This is a genomic window from Kitasatospora sp. NPDC059648, assembly GCF_042734825.1.
Taxonomy (GTDB): Bacteria; Actinomycetota; Actinomycetes; order Streptomycetales; family Streptomycetaceae; genus Kitasatospora.
On the sequence record NZ_JBHWDU010000054.1, the window covers coordinates 15351 to 33321 of the forward strand.

Below are 17971 nucleotides of genomic sequence, written 5' to 3' on the forward strand. Positions count from 1 at the left end.
GCCCACCCCCTCCGGAGAGGACCCGTCATGCCGAAACTGATCGTGAGCAACCAGCGGACCGACGAGATGATCGGCGACCTCGGCTCGCTGACCCCCGAATACCGGCGCTACGTGGCCGGCCAGGCCCAGCGGATGGTCTGGCTCGCCGAGGCGGGCGACGTCCTGGTCCTCCCGGTCGAACTGGACGAGGAGTTCCTCTCCTACGTCGCCGCCCTGAAGGGCATCGACCGCGGGTCCTGGGCCGTCGTGGTGCCGCCCGCCGGCAGCCTGGGCGAGGACGTGCTCTCCCGGGACCGGCTGGAGGACCCGGAGTTCGTCGCCCGGCTGAAGGCCGCCGTACGGGACCACGGGGTCCGCACCGTCCTGCCGTTCCACTTCGACCGGGTCAGCGTGCGGCTCGCCCGCACCCTGGGGCTCGACCGGCACACGCCGGGCTTCCCGTTCGCCGCGCAGAGCGGCACCGCCCTGCTCAACAGCAAGGCCTCCTTCCGGGCGCTGGCCGTCGGCCACGGCATCCCGGTGCCGTTCGGCACGGTCACCGATGACCGGCAGGAGGCCGAGGAGTTCCTCTGGGAGACGATCGGCGCCGGGCAGCCCGTCATCGTCAAGCAGGACTTCCACGTCGGCGGCATCGGGAACGAGATCGTCAGCCCCGTGCCCGGGATCCGCCCGATCGGGGCGACCGGCACCGAGCTGATCACCGACCGCGCCGCGCTCACCGCCCACCTGGACCGGCGCTGGGCGCACTACGCCGGCCCGCACCGGGGCCGGGTGGTCCTGGAGCACTACACCCCCGAGGCGCCCGCCATCTATTCCGAACTGCTCGTCACCGACGAGGGCGTACGGCTCGTCGGGCACGGCGAGATGCGGATGAAGCCGGTCATCAACGGGCTGATCGTGCCCGCGCCCTCGGTCCGGCTGCCCGCCTTCGCCGGCTTCCTCGACGACTCCCGCCGGCTGTCCGAGACGCTCCACCGGATGGGCTACCGGGGCAGCCTCAGCGTCGACGCGATCGTCACCCCGGACGACACCGTCCTCGTCAACGAGATCAACGGCCGGGTCGTCGGCTCCGCGCACATCCACCGGATCGGCGAGGAGCTGGTGGGCGGCGACTACGCCCGCGAGCGCGTCCTGATCGAGAAGCGCCGAGTCGCCTTCCCCGACTTCCGCACGACCCTGGACAAGCTCACCACCACCTCGCTGGCCTTCGACCCGGCCCGGCGCACCGGCGTCGTGGTGACCGTCCACGACAACGGCCGCACCGGCGGCTTCGGCGGCTGCTGCCTGATCGCGGAGGACGACGCCGCCGCGCGGGTACTGGAGGAGGAAGTGGACGCCCTGTTCGGGACCGCGGGTGAGTGACCGGGGACGTCCGGCGGGACCGGGGACGTCCGGCGGGACCGGGAACCGGGAACCGCTCCGGAAGGAGAACGCCAGTGAGTGAAGGAGGACGCCGGTGAGTGAGGGCGAGCGGCGCACCGCTGCCGAGGGCAGCGCGCTGGAACAGCAGGACCGGGGAGAGCCCCCGGCCATGGGGTACCGGGAGCTGCTGGGCCGCCCCGGGATACGCCCCTGGCTGCTGGTCACCCTGGCGGCGAAGCTGCCGGTCGCCATGGCGCCGCTCGCCCTGGTGTTCCTGGTGCGCGAGAGCTCCGGCGGGTACACCCTGGGCGCCGTGCTCGGCGGGGCGTACGTGGTCGGAGAGGTCGTCGGCGCGCCGCTGCTCGGCGCCCGGCTGCACGGCACCCGGCTGCGGCGCGAGCTCGCCCTCGGGCTGCTGGGCGGCGCGGGCGCCTTCGCCGGGCTCGCCTTCTGCCACTCGGCACCGCCCGCGCTCTCCGTGCTGCTGGCCTTCCTCGCCGGGGCCGCCCCCGCCGCGCACGCCGGCGGGCTGCGGGCACTGCTGGTCGCCGCCGTACCGGAGCACGGGGTGGCCCGGGCGCTGAGCGTGGAGACCACGCTCACCCAGGGAATCTGGGCCGTCGCCCCGGCCGCGGTGGCGTTCCTGGCGCTCGGCGCGGCGCCCGGCGCGCCGCTCGGCCTCGCCGCCTGCTGCGCCGCACTGGCGGCGGCCGGGGTCCGGATGCTGCCCGCCGCCGGCACCGACGGGGCGCAGGCCGGCCAGGGCACGGGCGAACCGCTCTCGCGGGGGCGGGCGTTGGCGGCCGGCTGGCCGGTCTACCTGACCAGCGCCGCCGCGATGGCGCTGCTGGCCACCGCCGAGCTGGTGCTGCCCGCGCTGCTGGAGTCCCGCGGACTGCCGGTCAGTTGGTCCGGTCCGCTGCTGACGGTGTTCTCGGTCGCCAGCGTGGTCGGCGGCCTGCTGTACGGCGCCCGCCGCTGGCCCGGCGGACCGCGGGCGCAGAGCCTGGTGCTGCTGGCCGCGATGGCGGCGTTCGTCGCCCTGATCGCGGTGCTGCCGGGGCTGGTGGGCATCGCCGTCGGACTGCTCCTGGCCGGCGCGTTCAAGTCCGGGGTGATGGTCACCCGCAACCTGTCGCTGCGCGAGCGGGTGCCGCCCGGGATGCTCGCGGCCGGGTACTCCCTCATGTACGCGGTGCAGGGCGTCGGTTACAGCCTCACCGCCTCGCTCGCCGCCGTCATCCTCGCCCACGCGGAGCCGGGTGCGGCCGTGCTGTGCGGCGCGGCGCTGACCCTGCTGCTCACCCTCGTCAGCACCTCGGCCGAACACCGGTCGCACGGAGCACGGTTGGAGGCGCCCACCGACACGCCCTGAGTCGCGTACGCACGTTCGCCCTCCCCGTGTCGTTTAACGTCGTGTTCACACCAAAAGCGGATCAAGGACCGTAGAATCCGTTGCGTGTCCGTGGCTCCACAGCACCGCGGATGACATGGTGAACCAGCGCGAGACGATCGATCCACGGCCACCACGCGCGCCGCGGACACGGGGAGAGCGGTGTGAACCCATTGTCCTTGTCCTTACCGTCGACCGTGCCCACCGGCGCGGCCGATCCGCTCGTCGGCATCACCGAGAAGCGCGCGGACTCGACCCTCCTGAGTTCCGCCCGGCTGCTCGCCAGCCAGGGCAGCGCCGACCAGGTCGCCGCGCTGCTGCGCGCCCTCGTGACCGACCCGCTGGGCCTGCTGCGGGCGCTGGCCTCGGTCGGTTCCGTGGACCGCGCCGTGGAACTCCTCGGCACGGCCCTGACCCTCGGCCTGCCCGCGGAGCTCAACGCCCGGCTGCGCTGCCTGCTCGTCGAGCTGCGGCTCGCCGGTGGAGAGGTCCGGCTCGCCCTCGCCACCGCGGAGGAGATCCTCGGCCGCGGCGCCCGGGGCACGCCGGAGCTACCGCCCACCGTGCGCAGCGCCGTACTGGCCGGCCGCGCCTTCGGCCGGCACTTCCAGGATCCCGACCGGGGCCGCCGGCACGCCGAGTCCGTGCTGCGCGGCTACGACGACCGGATCGCCCCGGACGCGGAGGTGCTGGCCGCCATGGCCGTCCTCTCCGGCCTGGTGCTGTCCGACGGGCGCCTCACCGAAGGCCTCCGGCTCGCGCGGGCCGCCGTGGACGGCGCCCAGGCGATGCCGTCACCGGTCTGGCGCGCCTACCTGCACCTGGTGCTGGCCGACCGGCTCCTCGACGCCGGGGCGTACGGCGACGCCGAGTCCACCGTCCGGGCCGCCGTCGCCGACCTGATCGGGCTGGGCGGCGGCGGGATGGACTCGGTCGTCGCCCTCCACCGGGCCCGGCTGCTCGGCCACCGGGGCCGGCTCGCCGAGGCCCGCGACGAGGCCCAGCAGGCGCTGGCCGCCGCGATGTGCCGGGGCACCCTGCTGTACGTGCCGCCGCTGCTGGCCACGCTCGGCCAGCTCGCCCTGCGGTTCGGCGACCACGACGGCGCCGAGGCCTTCGTCCGCCGCTACCGCCGGACCCTCGCCGACGGCGTCGGCCGCATGCCCTCACCGGTCTACGACTGGGTCGAGCTGCAGGTCACCGCGGCCCGGCACGGCGCGCACGCCGCGCTGACGCAGATGGACCAGCAGTACTCCCACCCGGCCCCGCGGGCAGCGCTCTTCACCCGTCAGCCGGGGGCCGCCGCCTGGTTCGTCCGTACCGCCCTGGAGGCCGGGGACCCGCACTGGGCCGCGGTCGCCGCCCGCGAAGCCGAGCGGCTCGCCGAGGACAACCCCGGCGTCCCGACCCTCGCGGCCTCCGCCGTCCACGCCGTCAGTCTGCTGCACGGCGACCCGGACGGCCTGGTCCGCGCGGCGACCGAGCACGGCCACCACTGGGCCCGGACCGCCGCGGCCGAGGACCTGGCGGCCCTGCTCGACACCCGCTCCCGCCTACGCACCGCCGGGGCCGGCGCCGACGCCGACGCCATGGCCGGAACTCCGGCCCGGCCCCGGCTGCCCGCTCCACCGGCCACCCCCGCGCTGACCCCGGCACCCGTCCCGCCCGACACGCCCGTCACGCCCGCGTCCGACCCGGCGGCCCGCGCGGCCGAGGAGAACGCCGACGCCCTGAGCGACGTCGAACGCACCGTCGCCCACCTGGTCAGCCAGGGCCTCACCAACCAGCAGGTCGCCTCCCGCATCCACCGCTCCCCCCACACCGTCAACTACCACCTGCGCAACATCTTCCGGAAGGTCGGCCTCAGCTCCCGCGTCGAACTCGCCCGCCACGCCCACCTCTGGACCACCGACCGCCCGGGCATCGACGACCTCGGCATCTTCTGACGCCCGCTCACCGTGTCGCGAACGCCCGGACCTCGGCCGAGCGGGTTCGGGCCCGTCGCACGACCATCACAACTCGACAACGGGCCGTCACAGAACAGACCGGGTCTGGAAGGCCGGCGCCCTCGACGAACCATCGAAGGGCACCCTCCGCATGGGCTTCTCCTCCCGCAAGAGCTTCACGGCGGGCCCGTTCCGCACCACTGCATCAAAGGAGCGGATCGTGACGGCACGCCAGGAGCTCGGCTCGTTCGGCTCGCTCGACGAGGTGTTCGTCTTCGCCCGGATCGAGGACGGCACCGCCGCGCTGATCCGCGAGTACGCCGTCCTGCTGCCGAGGTGGCGGGACGACGAACCCGACGGCCCGGACCGCTCATCCGCGGCCCGGGCCGCGGGTGTTGCGGCGGCGGCCCGGGTGCCTCAGGCCCGGTCGGTGGGCCGGTCGAGGAGGAGTTGGACGCCGTCGAGGATGCGGGCGAGGCCGAAGTCCAGGGGGTCTACCGGGTCGGGGGCGAAGGCGCCGGCGGCGATGGCGCGGGTGAGGGTGGGGAAGCGGTCGGCGTGGCGGTCCAGTAGCTCGCCGGTGAGGCTGTTCCACTCCTGGCTGTGCTGCTCGTCGAAGTCGGCGTCCTGCTGGGCGACGGAGCGCACCAGGCCCGCGACCAGGACGAAGACCCGGTGCTGCTCGGCCGCGGTGAGCCCGCTGGGTTCCAGGGCTGCGAGGGCGGCGTCGAGCCAGCCGAGCTGGTTGGGGCCCATGAGCTGGCGGCGCATGGCGGTGACGGCCAGCAGCCAGGGGTGGGCGCGGTGGACCTCCGCGGAACGGCGGGCCCAGGCGGTGACGCGCTCCCGCCAGTCGGTGCCGGCCGTCGACGGGTCGGGGACGTCCGCGAGCACGGATTCGACCATCAGCTCGACGAGTTCGGCCTTGCCGGGCACGTAGCGGTAGAGCGCCATCGCGGAGACGCCGAACCCGAGGGCGACCTTGTTCATGGAGACGGCGTCCAGCCCCTCGGCGTCGGCGATCTCCACCGCGGCGGCCGCGATGCGCTGGGGGGTGAGGCTGGGCTTGGGCCCCCGGGTCGGCTGGTCCTGCTCGCCCCACAGCAGTGCGATGCCCGCGCGCAGGTCGCGCGCCTTCTCCTTGGCCATCCCGGCCTCCCTCTCGACGGTCCCCGGCTGTTCCCGGGCGCCGCCCGTTGACAGCGCCTCGAACTGTATATACCTTAAACATATCTGCTGACGCGATAAACAGTTTGGGGGACATGCCATGCTCGCCACCATCGCCACCGTCTCAGCCGCCGCCCTCGCCGCTCCCGTCGCCGGCCTGCTGGGCTACCGGCAGCTCAAGCGCGCCGCGTTCGCCGGGAAGCTGCGGATCACCGCCCCGGCGGGCATCGAGGAGTCCGGCTTCGTCCGGATCGGCGGCATCGACCAGTGGGTCTCCATCCGCGGCGAGGACCGCCGCAACCCGGTCGTCCTGGAGATCCTCGGCGGCCCCGGCGCCTCCAACCTGGTCTTCCTCCCCCGCACCCGCGCCTGGGAGAAGCACTTCACCATCGTCCGCTGGGACATGCGCGGCGCCGGATTCACCTTCGCCGCGGGCGGCCCGCAGGGGCAGGGCGAGCTCACCCACCAGCAGCTGTACCGCGACGCCCTGGAGGTCACCGAGCACCTGCGGGCCCGGCTCGGCGTCGACCGGCTGCTGCTGGTCGCCAACTCCTTCGGCACCGTCCTCGGCCTGCGGCTGGCCCGCAACCACCCGGAGCTGTACTCCGGCTACGTCGGCACCGACCAGAACATCATCGACGGCGGCCGGGAGCGCACCGCCTACGACGCCCTGCTCGCCCGGCTGCGCGCGGCCGGCCGGAAGAAGGAGAAGGAGCTGGCCGCCGCCGTGGCGATGGGCGCCGACCGCTCGAAGTGGACCACCAAGGACGTCGCCGAGTACAACAAGCTGGTCCTCACCAGCGACCCGCTCTCCCACGACACCATGAAGACCGTGGTGATGCGCTCGCTCTGGTTCTCACCCCTGCACACCCTGCGCGGCCTGCGGTCCTACCTCAAGGCCATGGAGTTCTCCGAGCGGCTCCAGCTGGAGGCCGCCGCCTTCGACGAGCGGGCGGAGGGGACGGACTTCCGGATCCCGTTCTTCGTCTTCCAGGGCGACAGCGACGTCCTGACCCCGCCCGCGCCGGCCAAGCGGTTCTTCGACGACGTCACCGCTCCGGTCAAGGAGTTCGCGCTGATCCGCGGCGCCAGCCACTTCGCGAGCTTCCGCCACCCCGACCGGTTCCTCGACCTGATGCTCACCCACGTCCGCCCGGCCGTCACCGCGCAGCCGGCCGCCCGCTGACCTCGGCGGTGACCCGTATCTCGTGGACGGCGTTGCGGTCCCCGGTGAGCGGCTGGACCCGCCCGGAGGAGTCGGTGGCCCGGCAGCGGATGCGGTGCGGGCCCGGGGCGAGGTCGTACCGCAGCCGGAACCGCTGCCAGCCGAAGCCGGGGCCGCGCCGGTCCAGCTCGGCGGGCTGCCAGCCGGCGTCGTCCACGGCGACCTCGACGGCCGTCACCTCGGTGGAACTCCAGGCGTAGCCCGCCAGTTCGCAGTCCCCGGCCGGGACGGATTGCCCGTCCCCCGGGGTGAGCAGCTTGCTGCTGACGTCCTTCTCGCGGACCGGCCGCGACTCGCTCTCCCCCGGCAGCACGCGGGTGTACAGGCGGGTGGTGAAGAGGTGCTCGGGCCGCTCGGCGGCCAGCACGATACGCGTCAGCCACTTGACCGAGTTCGTGCCGAACATCCGCGGCGCCACCGCCCGCACCGGGTGGCCGTGGTCGGGGCGCAGCGGTTCGCCGTTCATGGTGTGCGCGAGGACGACCTCGGCGAGCGCCTCCTCCAGGGGCAGGTCCTTGAGGTAGCTCACGTCGCTCTCCCCCGCGAAGTCGCCGCGGTCGGCGCCCTCCAGCCAGACGTGCCGGGCCTCCGGGCGCGGGCCGGCCAGCGCCAGCACCTCGGCGAGCGGAACGCCGGCCCACTCCAGATTGGTGACGGCGCGGGTCGGCACGGTGGGGCGCAGCGGATTGCCGAAGCACTCGTGGACGGCGGTGAAGCCGGTCTGCGGCAGGCGTCGGAGATCCCGGAAGTCCAGCCGCAGCGGGCGCTCCACCAGGCCCTCGACGGTGAGCGTCCAGGCGGCGGGGTCGAGCCGCGGATGCCGGCCGAGGTGGCTGCGGATGAAGACCTCGTCGACCGGCGTACGGAAGACGTCGGGCGTCTCCGGATCCGTCCTGAACATGCGCCACACCCCCGTGCGAAGACCACTGCTGCCGTGATCGACGGTACAAGGAGCGACTGACAACGGGACTCCCGGCCGCCGTCCAGGCCGGGCCTGCCGCGCCCGCGCCAGGAGCTCGGCCATACGGGGCGAGGTGAATCGGTTCGTCGCGGCCGGGGGCGCTGGTCGGCATGCCGGGAGGGTAGCGCGCCCGGGGACGTCCGATTCGTTCAAGACCGCCCGCCCGTGGCCGCCTACCGTGGCGGCATGGACAGCACACCCGCACCCCGGTTCGCCTTCATCGGCCTCGCCGTCGCCGACATGGCCGCCTCGGTCGCCTTCTACCGGCGGCTGGGGCTCGTGTTCCCCGAGGGCTCCGAGCAGGAGCCGCACGTCGAGGCCGAGCTGCCCGGCGGGCTGCTCCTGGTGCTCGACGCCGAGTCGACCGTCCGTTCCTTCCACCCCGGCTGGCGACCGCCGACCGGCGGTGCCCGGGCGGCGCTGGCCTTCCGCTGCCAGAACCCGGCGCACGTGGACGCGGTGTACCGGGAGCTGACCGACGCCGGGTACCACGGGGAGTTGAAGCCGTGGGACGCCTTCTGGGGCCAGCGGTACGCCTCGCTGCGCGATCCGGACGGCAACGGCGTCGACCTGCTCGCGCTGCTGTAGCGCCTCGCGTCACAGCAGCGCCGTCAGCCGCGTCCCGGCCAACTCCCGTACGTCACGGGCCAAGTGCGCCTGGTCCGCGTAGCCGGTCCGGGCCGCCGTCTCGGCGAGCGGGACGCCGGAACGGGCCAGCCCCAGGGCACGCTGCAGCCGCAGAATCCGGGCGAGGGTCTTGGGGCCGTAACCGAAGGCGGCCAGCGAGCGGCGGTGTAGCTGCCGGGCGCCGAGCCCGGCCGCCTCGGCCGTCGCCGCGACGCCGCGCCCGGCCGCGAGCGCAGCGGCCACCGCCCGTACCAGCGGGTCCTCGGGCGGCGCCGCGGCCGCCAGGCGCAGCGCCAGTTCCTCCAGTGCAGCGGCCGGGTCCGGTGCTGCGTCGATCCGCTCGGTCAGCCGCCGCGCCTCGCCGCCGGGCCACAGGTCCGCCAACTCGACCCGGCAGTCCCGCAGTTCGTGCGCCGGCACGCCGAGCAGCGCGGGCCCCGCCCCGGGGCGGAAGCGGACGCCCGCCCACGGCCCGCTCAGCCCCGGCCCGGGCCGGAACGCCCGGGTGTCCGGCCCCGCGATCAGTAGCCGGCCCTCCGTCCACAGCAGGTCCATGCACCCGTCCGGCAGCACCAGCCCACCCGCTGCGCCGTCGGCCGCCGCCCCGCCTCCGCCCTTCGTCCACAGCACCGCCCCCGGCAAACGGGACGGGCGCTCCGCGTAGTGGGTGGACATGCTCCGAAGGCTACGCGGGCCGGACGGGCCGTGCGCCCTGAAAACCCGCGGCCCCCCGGGAAAGCCCGCGGCCCTCGGAAGCCCGCGCCCGGGAAGCCCGCCGGCCCCGGCTGCGCGGGGCAGCCGGGGCCGGGTGGGGGGTTACGGCCGGCGGGGTACCGGCCGCTTCGGAGGAGCTCAGGCCACCGCCTCGACGGCTTCGACGGCTTCGACGGCTTCGACGGGCTCGGCCGGGATCTCCGCGGCCGCCTTGCCCCGCATCAGCGCCAGGGTGAGCGCCGCCGCCACCAGGACGGCGATCCCGCCGACCGTGAAGGTGGTGGAGGTGGCGGTGTTGAAGGCCTCCCGGGCGGCCCGGGCCAGGGCGGTGTCGCCGCTGCCGGCGGAGAGGGCGAGGGCGTCGGTGATGGCGTGCCGGGCCGGGGCGGGGGCGTCGGAGGGCATCGAGCCGGTGTAGGTGCTGGAGAGCACGGTGCCGAGGATGGCCACGCCGAGCGCGGCGCCGGACTGCTGGATGGTGTCGTTGAGCGCGGAGCCGACGCCGGCGTGCTCGCCGGGGATCGCCCCCATCAGGGCGTTGGCGGCGGCCGGCATGCCGAGGCCGGAGCCGATGCCGAGCACCAGCATGGCCAGGGCGACCTTGGTGAAGCCGTCGCCGACCGAGAGCGTGGCCAGCAGGCCGAAGCCGGCCGCGATGATCACCATGCCGACGGCGGTCAGCACCCGGGCCGGGAGCTTCTTGCCGAGCGCGGCGCCGATCACATTGAAGGCGAGCGAGGCGACGGCCAGCGGGATGAAGGCCAGGCCGGTGTCGGTGGGCGTGAACTCCAGGACGAACTGCAGGTACTGGGTGAGTACCAGCATCAGGCCGCCGGTGGCGAAGGTGAGCAGGACGAGGGAGAGGCTCGCCCCGGTGAAGACCCGGTTGCGGAACAGCTTGAGCGGAACCATCGGCGAGTCGGTGCGGACCTGGCGGATGCCGAAGCCGGTGAGCGCGGCGACCGCGACGGCCATCGAGCCGAGGGTGCCGGCATGGGCGAAGCCGTCCCGCGGGAGGACGATGATCGACCAGACCAGGGCGGTCATGCCGACCATCGAGAGCAGCATGCCGGGCAGGTCGGGCTTGCGCCACGGGCCCTTGGACTCCGGCATCAGCACGACCGCCGCGACGATGGCCACCGCCGCGACCGGCACGTTGAGCAGGAACACCGCGCCCCACCAGAAGTGCGCGATCAGCGCGCCGCCCAGCACCGGGCCGCCGACCAGGCCGATCATGGCCACCGCGCTCCAGGCGGCGATCGCCTTGGGCCGCTCCTCGTCGTCGAAGACGGTGATCAGGATGGAGAGGGTGCTCGGCATGACCAGGGCGCCGCCGACGCCCATCAGCACCCGGCCGGCGATCAGTTCACCGGGGCTCGCGGCGACCGCGGCGACCAGTGAGGCGGCGCCGAACAGCGCCAGCCCGATGATCATCACTTTTCGTCGTCCGAACCGGTCGGACAGGCTTCCCGAAGTCAGCAGCAGACCGGCGAAGACCAGGATGTACGAGTCGATGATCCACTGGATGTCCTGCGCCCCGGCCTTGAGGTCCTCCGCGATCGGCGGGACGGACACCGTGAGCACCATGTTGTCGATCACCAGCACCAGGCTGCTGAGGCAGAGCACGACCAGGATGAGCCAGCGACGCGGGTGACGGTCCACCGCGATCCCCCCTTTTGATTCGGCACGTCGGCCGCAGCCCCGCGCACGTCCTCGCGTCGGCGGCAGCCGCGCGGAAGTCACTTTCGGCGCACACCCTTCGCCCGTCCCCGACCGAACGGTGTGCGCCACGCCGAACACTGTACGGAGACCGAACACTGTTCGCAAGGCCGTACGGTGTGCGGAGTGGGGCCTATGCTGGACGGACCGCACCCGACCAGGGGGCACGTGGAATGGAGGGCCTGATGACGGCCAAGTCGGAGGACACCCCGCCGGAGCGACGCACCGGCGCACAGCCGGGCATCCCGTCGCCGTGGAACCGTCCGCAGAAACGGCGGACCCAGCCCGCCCTCAGCCGCGAGCAGATCGTCGCCGAGGCCTTCGCACTGCTGGATTCCGAGGGCATCGACGCGCTGAGCATGCGCAAGCTCGGCGCCCGCCTCAACGCCGGTGCGACCTCGCTCTACACCCACGTCGCCAACAAGGACGAGCTGCTCGCCCTGGTCGTCGACCACGTCTTCGGCGAACTCCCGCTGGCCCGGGCCGAGGGCGCCGAGGACCCGCAGGTCTGGCGCGCGGCCATCGTCGAGTGCACCCAGGCCATGCGCGCGGCCGTCGTGCGCCACCCCTGGATGGTCGCCGTGATGGGCGACGTCGGGATGGTCTACCTCGGCCCCAACTGGATGCGGCTCTCCGAGGCCCTGCTGGCCCTGATGGAGACGGCCGGCTTCGAGATCGGCGAGGCCAACGACGTGATGGGCGTCGTCATGGGCTACACCATCGGCACCGCCAGCGTGGAGGCCGCCTGGCTGAGCGCGCTGACCAGGAGCGGCCAGGGCGAGCAGGAGTTCATGGACCAGCTGCTGCCCGCCGTCGTCGAGGCCACCAGGGCGCACCCGCGACTGCACCGCCTGTACACCACCCAGGTGCCGGACGAGATCGAGGCCGGCCGGGACAGCAACTTCCTCCGCGGCCTCAACCTGATCCTGGACGGGATCGAGGCGAGGCGGTCCGGGCCCTGAGCCCGGACCGCCCCTCGGTCCGCCGGATCCACCTCGGCCTGCCGGACCGCCCCGGCCCTCAGCTCCCGCTGAGCGCCTGGACCTCGGCATAGCCCGGCACCGGAGCGACCGGTCCGCCCGAGGCCACGGCGGCGGCCGTCGCCACCGCCGCCGCCAGCGCCGAGCGGTACAGCAGCGAGCCCAGGCTGACCCTGGCCACCCCGAGCCCGGCCAGCTCGGCGAGGCCCGGACCGGTCGGCGTCCAGAGGATGTTGAGCGGGACGGACAGCCGGCCGACCAGCCGGGCGATCACCGCCGGATCGCCCAGGCCGGGCACGAACACCCCGTCCGCACCCGCCCGTTGGTAGGCGTCCAGCCGCCGTAGGGTCTCCGGCTCGGGCCCGTCTGCGCCGCACCAGTACGCGTCGGTGCGGGCGTTCAGGAACAGCTCCGGCACGGCGGCCTTCACCGCCGCCACCTTCGCCGCGTGGACGGCGGACGGCGCCAGCGTGCCGTCCGGCCGGCCGTCCTCCAGGTTGATGCCGACCGCTCCGGCCTCCGCCAGCTCGACGGCCAGGGCGGCCACTTCGGCCGGGTCGTCGCTGAAGCCGGACTCCACGTCGACGCTCAGCAGGAAGCGGTCGCGGCCCAACCGCCGGGCCAGCCGTACGGTCTCGGCGCGGGTGGCGGCCGCGCCGTCGGGCAGTCCGGCGGCGGCCGCCACCCCCAGGCTGGTGGTGCCGATCGCGGGATGTCCGGCCGCGGCCAGGGCGGCGGCCGAGGCGTGGTCCCAGGCGTTCAGGAGCAGCAGCGGGCGGCCGGGGCGGTGGTGCAGGGCGGCGAACGGGGTCATCGAGGCGGGCGGGGTCGTGGAGGCGGGCGGGGTCGTCGGCACGGGCTCGGCCATCGGGGCGGGCCGGGCCATCGGGGTGGGCCGGGTCATCGCGCCGCCTCCTGCTGCTCGATCGGGCCCACCGAGTCCACGTAGTAGAAGCCCGCCCTGGCGAGGTGGCACACGATGTGCCGGAAGCTCCAGCCCGTCCCCGGCGAGTCGTCCAGCTGCCCTTCCGGCAGCGCCGCGACCCGCAGCGACCAGGTCCGGCCGAGCCGGGTGAGGCGGCTGCGGGCCTCGTCCAGGTCGGCGACGGTGAACGGCACCAGGTCGGCCGGGGTGGTGACGTTGGAGGCGTGCCAGTGGTCGGGGGTGGTCGGCTCGCCGGCCAGCCGGGCCTCCAACTCGGCCCAGTGATCGAGGAGATGGTCGGTGACCCGGCGAATCGCCTTGTGCGGGGTGTAGGTCCGGCCGTCGGCGTTGAGGAGCGGGCGGCCGTCCCAGGCCGTCCAGGTGTCCGCCAGGGCGAGCACGTGGTCGATCATCTCCGGGATCAGCGCGGCGAGTTCGGCCTGGGTGAGGGGTTCCTCGGCGGGCGGCTGGGAGGTGTCCGCCGGATCGGAGGAGCCGTAAAGGATGCCCTCGGCGATCACCAGGGCCTGCGAGCGGCCCGGGCAGAGCCGGGGCGGGGCACCGAAGGCCAGCGGCTCGCGGCCGGGCTCCCGGGCGGCGTCGAGGTCGAGCAGTACGTGCGCCCCGGCGGGGACCGCGACCCCGCCCACCTCGGTCGCCCGGGCGGCGGAGCGCCGCATCGCCCGGATCGGCGGATCGTCCCGCAGGGCGGCGGCCGGCCCGCCGCTGCGCCGGGCGTGCTCGACCAGCGAGGCGGTGGCCTCGCAGGCCTGGACGAGCAGCCCGATCCGGTTGGCGGCCGTCTCCGGGTCGTCGTCGCCCATCGCGGGCAGCAGCCGGGCCACCGCCGCGTCCGCCGCCGGATCGTCCGGCGCCGGCTCGAAGTACGCACGGGCGACCGCCTTCACGTCCCGGGCGACGGCCTCCGGGTCCGCCAGGCCGAGCGCCCGCGCGAGCGTCCGCACCACCCGCAGCCGGAGGTCCGGGTCGAAGCCGCCCGCGGCCAGGGCCCGCAGCTCGCCCGGGTCCAGCCGTTCCAGGTCGGCCACCACCAGCGCCCGGCGCCGGGCGTGCGGCTCGCCCGCGCTGAACCGGGCGACGGTGGCCCGCAGCCAGGCCACCGTGCCGTACGGGCCGGGCGTGGCGGGCGGCGGGACCAGTGCCGGGTCGGCCAGGGCCGCGGTCACGTCCTCGTAGCGGGAGAGGGTAAGTTCACGGCACGTCGGGTCTTGGGGCCTCGGATCGCTCATGCCGCCATCGTGGCCCCGGGTCGTTTCGGCCCCGGCCGAACAGTGCCCGGGGGACCCTGGAGGCATGGCCGACCATGGACGCATGACAGTGGACCCGCGGGGCTCCGCGCTCACCGCCTTCGCCGCGCTGCTCGCCGACCCCACCCGCGCCGCCTTCTGCTGCGCGCTGCTGGACGGCCGCGCCTGGACGGCGGGGGAGCTCGCCCGGTCGGCGGGCGTCGCGCCGTCCACCGCCAGCGAGCACCTGTCCCGGCTGATCGCGGGCGGGCTGCTGGCCGAGGCACGGCAGGGGCGGCACCGGTACGTCCGGCTGGCCTCCACCGCCGTCGCGACCGTGATCGAGGACCTCGCCGTCTTCGCCCAGGCCACGGCCGAGGCCGCCGCACCCGGCCACACCGCTCCCACGGGCAGCACTCCCGCCCGCGCCGGCCGGTCGGAGCCCCGCAACCTCCGCGAGGCCACCCGGCAGAGCGCCGAGGCCCGCGCCCGCACCTGCTACGACCACCTGGCCGGCCGCCTCGGCGTGGCGGTCGCCGACGCCCTGCTCGACCGCGGCCTGGTCGCCGACCGCGCCGGCCTCGCCGTCACCGAACGCGGCCACAGCTGGCTGGCCGCCCAGTCGATCGAACTGCCGCCGCGCGCCGGCCGACCGGGCGGTCGCCCGGTGGTGCGCAGCTGCCTGGACTGGACGGAGCGCCGCAGCCACCTCGGCGGCGCGCTGGGCGCGGCCCTGTGCCGCACCGCGCTGGACCGCGCCTGGGTCGAGCGGATCGGCTCCGGCCGGGCCCTGAAGGTCACGCCGGACGGCTGCCGGGCGCTGCGCGAGCTGCTCGGCGTCGAGGTGTCCTGAGCCCCCTCACCACACCGTCCGAGGCGCCTTGAGCGCCCTCACCACACCGGTCGAGGCGTCCTGAGCACGCCTCGGAACCACCGGCGGCTCAGCCCATCGACTTCGCCCCGTCCAGCGCCTCCCGGATGATGTCCGCGTGCCCGGCGTGCTGCGCGGTCTCCGCGATCAGGTGCAGCAGCACGCGCCGGGCCGACCAGCTCGCCCCCGGCTCGAACCAGGGCGCCTGCGACAGCGGGTGGGCGGCGTGCAGGTCGGGCAGGCTCCGCACCAGTTCGTCCTGTCAGCCCGTCCACGACGCGGCGCACCCGCGCGGAACGGCCCGCGAGGGTGCGCTCCTGCGGCCCGGTGCCCGTCTCAGCCCGCCGGTACGGCGCCGCTCACCGGCGGGCGCAGCGAGGTGGTGCCCAGGCCGGTCGGGCCGAGCGGCACCACGCCCGTCCCCGTTCCGGCCCGGGCTCCGGTCCCGGCCGCTGCCGCCGCCCGGGCCCGGACCGCGCCCGCGAGGTCCCGCTCGGCGCCGAAGTGCCGCTCCAGGTCCTCGATGCGGTACCGGCGGCAGCCCCGGTGCCAGCTGAGGATGCCCGCGAGCCAGTTCTCCAGCTCCTTCACGTACCCGCCGAGCAGCTCGCGGGCCTCCGCGCCGAGCTCGAAGTCCTCGTACATCACCGGGAGTTCCCGCTGAGCGACGTGCTGGAACTGGTCCAGCCGGGAGTGCATCAGGTCGTCGACGATCCGCACCGCCGACGGGTAGTCGCAGTTGAAGAAGTTCTGCACCACCAGCACCGCGTTGTGCAGCTCGCCCTCGTACTCGACCTCCTTCTGGTACGAGAAGAGGTCGTTCATCATGCACGCGTAGTCCATCGCGGAGTTCTCCAGCGCGCGCATCGAGCCGTGCCGGTACACCTCCGCCGGGACGGTCCTCCCGTGGCCGAGCCGGGCGAGCATCGTGGTGAGTTCGGAGCCGAAGGTGGAGCGCCGCATCTCCAGGTAGTCGACCGGGTCCGGGACACGGTTCTGGATCTGGTTGCTCAGCTCCCAGATCCAGCTGGCCGTCATCACCTCGATCGACTCGCGCAGCGCGCCCCGGGCCTCGGCGGTCATCGGGGCCGCGGTCCGATCCCAGAGGTCGGCGAGGGCACGCTCCAGCGCGTTGACCGGTTCCGGCACGGGCTCGCCGTCCAGCGGCATGAACAGCGGCAGCCGCGCGTTGGCGGCCTTGGCGCCGGCCAGGTCGCGAGTGCTGCCGAAGATCCTCGGGTAGTAGTCGTCGGCCCAGGTGCCCCAGGCCAACCAGGCCGAGACGATGTCGAGTTGGTCGGCGGTGGCGTCGGGGTGGATGCCGGCCGCGCACAGCGGCAGGTCGTAGTCGCGCATCGACTCGGCGTCCCAGATGCCCGAGCCGGGGACGCCGGGGTGCTCGGCGAGCAGGCCCACCCGCTCGGCCCACTCGACCACCCGCTCCCGCGCGCCGTCCAGGTGGGGGCTGAGCGACAGCGCGAACGGCAGCTCGAACTCCGGCAGCCGGGAAGGCCCGACGGCCCGGAACGGCACGTGCCCGTGCGAGCGCGCCCGCCGTACGGCCGGAGCCGCCGCGGCCTGCGGCGTCCCGACGCCCTTGCGCAGGACGTCCAGCGCCGAGGTCCCGATCCCGCCGATCGCGTACTGGTCCCACCAGTTGCCGGCCCCCGGCATCCCGGGCAGTTCCCCGCCCGAGCCGGGCGCCACCTCACCCGCCGAACCCGCCGCCGCTCCACCGCCGTTCATGTAGCGGCTGGACCTCATGTGCCACTCGTGGCCGCCGGACTGCCAGTCCTGCAGCCCCTTGACGTACGCCATCACCCGGGCCCGGCCGGCCGGGTCGAGCCCGGTCTCCGCGAACAGGACGGGCAGTTCGGTGAAGACGGTGTTCTCGAACTGCTGCAGCCGCGAGGTGAGCAGGTCGTTGACCGCCTCGGCGGCCTCCTGGGTGGAGCACTCCAGGAACCGCTCCAGGACCAGGATGCCGTTGCTCAGTTCGCCCTCGTCCTCGACCTCGCGCTGGTACGAGAAGATGTCGTTGCGCAGGTGCACGCCGTCGGAGAAGGCGTCCATCAGCACCCGCAGCGCACGCGAACCGGACACCTCCTTCGGCACCTCGGCCCCGGCCGCGTACTCGACCAGCTGCGCCGACCACGGCGCCCCGCCGACCTTGCGGCGCATCTCGATGTACTCGACCGGGTTGGCGATCCGGCCGGCGTCGATGTTGGCTAGTTCCCACAGCGACTCGTTGAGCAGGTTGCGGGTGCTCTCGGCGAACCGGGCCCGCCAGTCCTCTCCCATCACCGGCACGGTGCGCCGCCACAGGTCGGCCAGGCCCGCCTCGACCGGGTTCTCCGGCTCGGGCACCGGGGCCTCCGGATCGGCCGGCATGAACAGCGGCAGCCGGTCGAGGTGCGCCTTGCCGGCCCGCCGGTCGTTGGTGCGCTTGTACATGTCGAGGAAGTGGTCGTCGAAGAAGAACACCCAGACGTACCAGTCGGTGACCAACGACAGCGCCTCGGCGGAGGCGTCGGGATGGGTGTAGGCGCAGAGCAGCCCGTAGTCATGGGCATCCAGGTCGGCCTGCTCCCAGATGCCGGACCCCTCCAGCATCCCCATCTCCCGGGCCCATTCCGATGAGTGGGCCCGGGCCTCGTCCAGGTGGGGATTGAGCCGCGCCGGGTGCGGCACGTAGAAGGACGGCAGTTCGAACGGCTGGGTCACGGCGGGCGAGCCTTTCTGGACGCGTCGATTGGACCAAGAATGGCGCCCTGCCACCTCGACGCACCGCGACAACCGCAACAGTCATATGAAATGACCTTGTTGGCGCCGAA

The 17971-nt window shown here is 74.3% G+C and carries 14 protein-coding genes and 1 pseudogene; 7 read left to right on the top strand and 8 right to left on the bottom strand.

Translation table 11 applies throughout. The annotated features are described in order from the left end of the window. Nucleotides 1-27 precede the first annotated feature (27 nt). The 3 genes from ACFV1W_RS26700 (at nucleotide 28) to ACFV1W_RS26710 (ending at nucleotide 4701) form a co-directional block, all read left to right on the top strand. The gene (locus ACFV1W_RS26700; RefSeq protein ID WP_380419779.1) at nucleotides 28-1362 is read left to right on the top strand and encodes a peptide ligase PGM1-related protein; all 1335 of its coding nucleotides are present in this window, start codon (nucleotides 28-30) and stop codon (nucleotides 1360-1362) included. Between the two features lie 94 nt (nucleotides 1363-1456). Beyond that, a complete protein-coding gene (locus tag ACFV1W_RS26705) occupies nucleotides 1457-2737 on the top strand; it encodes an MFS transporter (RefSeq protein WP_380419780.1) in 1281 nt (426 codons plus the stop codon). 215 nt (nucleotides 2738-2952) lie between these two features. Then, nucleotides 2953-4701: a LuxR C-terminal-related transcriptional regulator gene (locus tag ACFV1W_RS26710; RefSeq protein ID WP_380419781.1), complete on the top strand. Its 1749-nt coding sequence runs from the start codon at nucleotides 2953-2955 to the stop codon at nucleotides 4699-4701. Between the two features lie 417 nt (nucleotides 4702-5118). Here ACFV1W_RS26710 and ACFV1W_RS26715 read toward each other — a convergent pair whose 3' ends face one another. After that, nucleotides 5119-5850 carry a TetR/AcrR family transcriptional regulator gene (locus ACFV1W_RS26715; RefSeq protein ID WP_380419782.1) on the bottom strand — a complete coding sequence of 244 codons (732 nt, stop codon included), beginning with the start codon at nucleotides 5848-5850 and terminating at the stop codon, nucleotides 5119-5121. A 118-nt stretch (nucleotides 5851-5968) separates the two neighbouring features. Here ACFV1W_RS26715 and ACFV1W_RS26720 point away from each other — a divergent pair, with 118 nt between their 5' ends. Continuing rightward, nucleotides 5969-7054 (top strand): alpha/beta fold hydrolase, encoded by a 1086-nt coding sequence (locus tag ACFV1W_RS26720; protein WP_380419783.1) that lies wholly within the window; start codon nucleotides 5969-5971, stop codon nucleotides 7052-7054. Here the strand turns inward: ACFV1W_RS26720 and ACFV1W_RS26725 are convergent. Further along, nucleotides 7029-7994, bottom strand: coding sequence for a molybdopterin-dependent oxidoreductase (locus ACFV1W_RS26725; RefSeq protein WP_380419784.1), 966 nt, complete (start codon nucleotides 7992-7994; stop codon nucleotides 7029-7031). The genes ACFV1W_RS26720 and ACFV1W_RS26725 overlap by 26 nt on opposite strands. 246 nt (nucleotides 7995-8240) lie before the next feature. On the opposite strand from ACFV1W_RS26725, the gene ACFV1W_RS26730 reads away from it, so the two are divergent. Beyond that, complete coding sequence (locus ACFV1W_RS26730) at nucleotides 8241-8642, top strand: VOC family protein (RefSeq protein WP_380419785.1); 402 nt, start codon at nucleotides 8241-8243, stop codon at nucleotides 8640-8642. A 9-nt stretch (nucleotides 8643-8651) separates the two neighbouring features. Here the strand turns inward: ACFV1W_RS26730 and ACFV1W_RS26735 are convergent, their stop codons facing one another. Both ACFV1W_RS26735 and ACFV1W_RS26740 read right to left on the bottom strand, forming a co-directional pair. Continuing rightward, nucleotides 8652-9356, bottom strand: coding sequence for a helix-turn-helix domain-containing protein (locus ACFV1W_RS26735; RefSeq protein WP_380419786.1), 705 nt, complete (start codon nucleotides 9354-9356; stop codon nucleotides 8652-8654). A gap of 177 nt (nucleotides 9357-9533) precedes the next feature. Next, complete coding sequence (locus ACFV1W_RS26740) at nucleotides 9534-11057, bottom strand: MFS transporter (RefSeq protein WP_380419787.1); 1524 nt, start codon at nucleotides 11055-11057, stop codon at nucleotides 9534-9536. A gap of 242 nt (nucleotides 11058-11299) precedes the next feature. On the opposite strand from ACFV1W_RS26740, the gene ACFV1W_RS26745 reads away from it, so the two are divergent. Continuing rightward, nucleotides 11300-12076, top strand: coding sequence for a TetR/AcrR family transcriptional regulator (locus ACFV1W_RS26745; RefSeq protein WP_380419788.1), 777 nt, complete (start codon nucleotides 11300-11302; stop codon nucleotides 12074-12076). Nucleotides 12077-12134: 58 nt separating this feature from the next. Here ACFV1W_RS26745 and ACFV1W_RS26750 read toward each other — a convergent pair whose 3' ends face one another. Both ACFV1W_RS26750 and ACFV1W_RS26755 read right to left on the bottom strand, forming a co-directional pair. Further along, complete coding sequence (locus ACFV1W_RS26750; RefSeq protein ID WP_380419789.1) at nucleotides 12135-12998, bottom strand: isocitrate lyase/phosphoenolpyruvate mutase family protein; 864 nt, start codon at nucleotides 12996-12998, stop codon at nucleotides 12135-12137. Then, nucleotides 12995-14269 (bottom strand): hypothetical protein, encoded by a 1275-nt coding sequence (locus ACFV1W_RS26755; protein WP_380419790.1) that lies wholly within the window; start codon nucleotides 14267-14269, stop codon nucleotides 12995-12997. The genes ACFV1W_RS26750 and ACFV1W_RS26755 overlap by 4 nt, the downstream gene beginning before the upstream one ends. Before the next feature lie 82 nt (nucleotides 14270-14351). On the opposite strand from ACFV1W_RS26755, the gene ACFV1W_RS26760 reads away from it, so the two are divergent. Then, nucleotides 14352-15119 (top strand): ArsR/SmtB family transcription factor, encoded by a 768-nt coding sequence (locus ACFV1W_RS26760; protein ID WP_380419791.1) that lies wholly within the window; start codon nucleotides 14352-14354, stop codon nucleotides 15117-15119. 88 nt (nucleotides 15120-15207) lie between these two features. Here the strand turns inward: ACFV1W_RS26760 and ACFV1W_RS26765 are convergent. Both ACFV1W_RS26765 and ACFV1W_RS26770 read right to left on the bottom strand, forming a co-directional pair. After that, nucleotides 15208-15396 (bottom strand): annotated as a pseudogene (locus ACFV1W_RS26765) (DUF664 domain-containing protein); the annotation flags it as partial. A 77-nt stretch (nucleotides 15397-15473) separates the two neighbouring features. After that, the gene (locus ACFV1W_RS26770) at nucleotides 15474-17861 is read right to left on the bottom strand and encodes a germacradienol/geosmin synthase (protein ID WP_380419792.1); all 2388 of its coding nucleotides are present in this window, start codon (nucleotides 17859-17861) and stop codon (nucleotides 15474-15476) included. Between the last annotated feature and the right edge of the window lie 110 nt (nucleotides 17862-17971).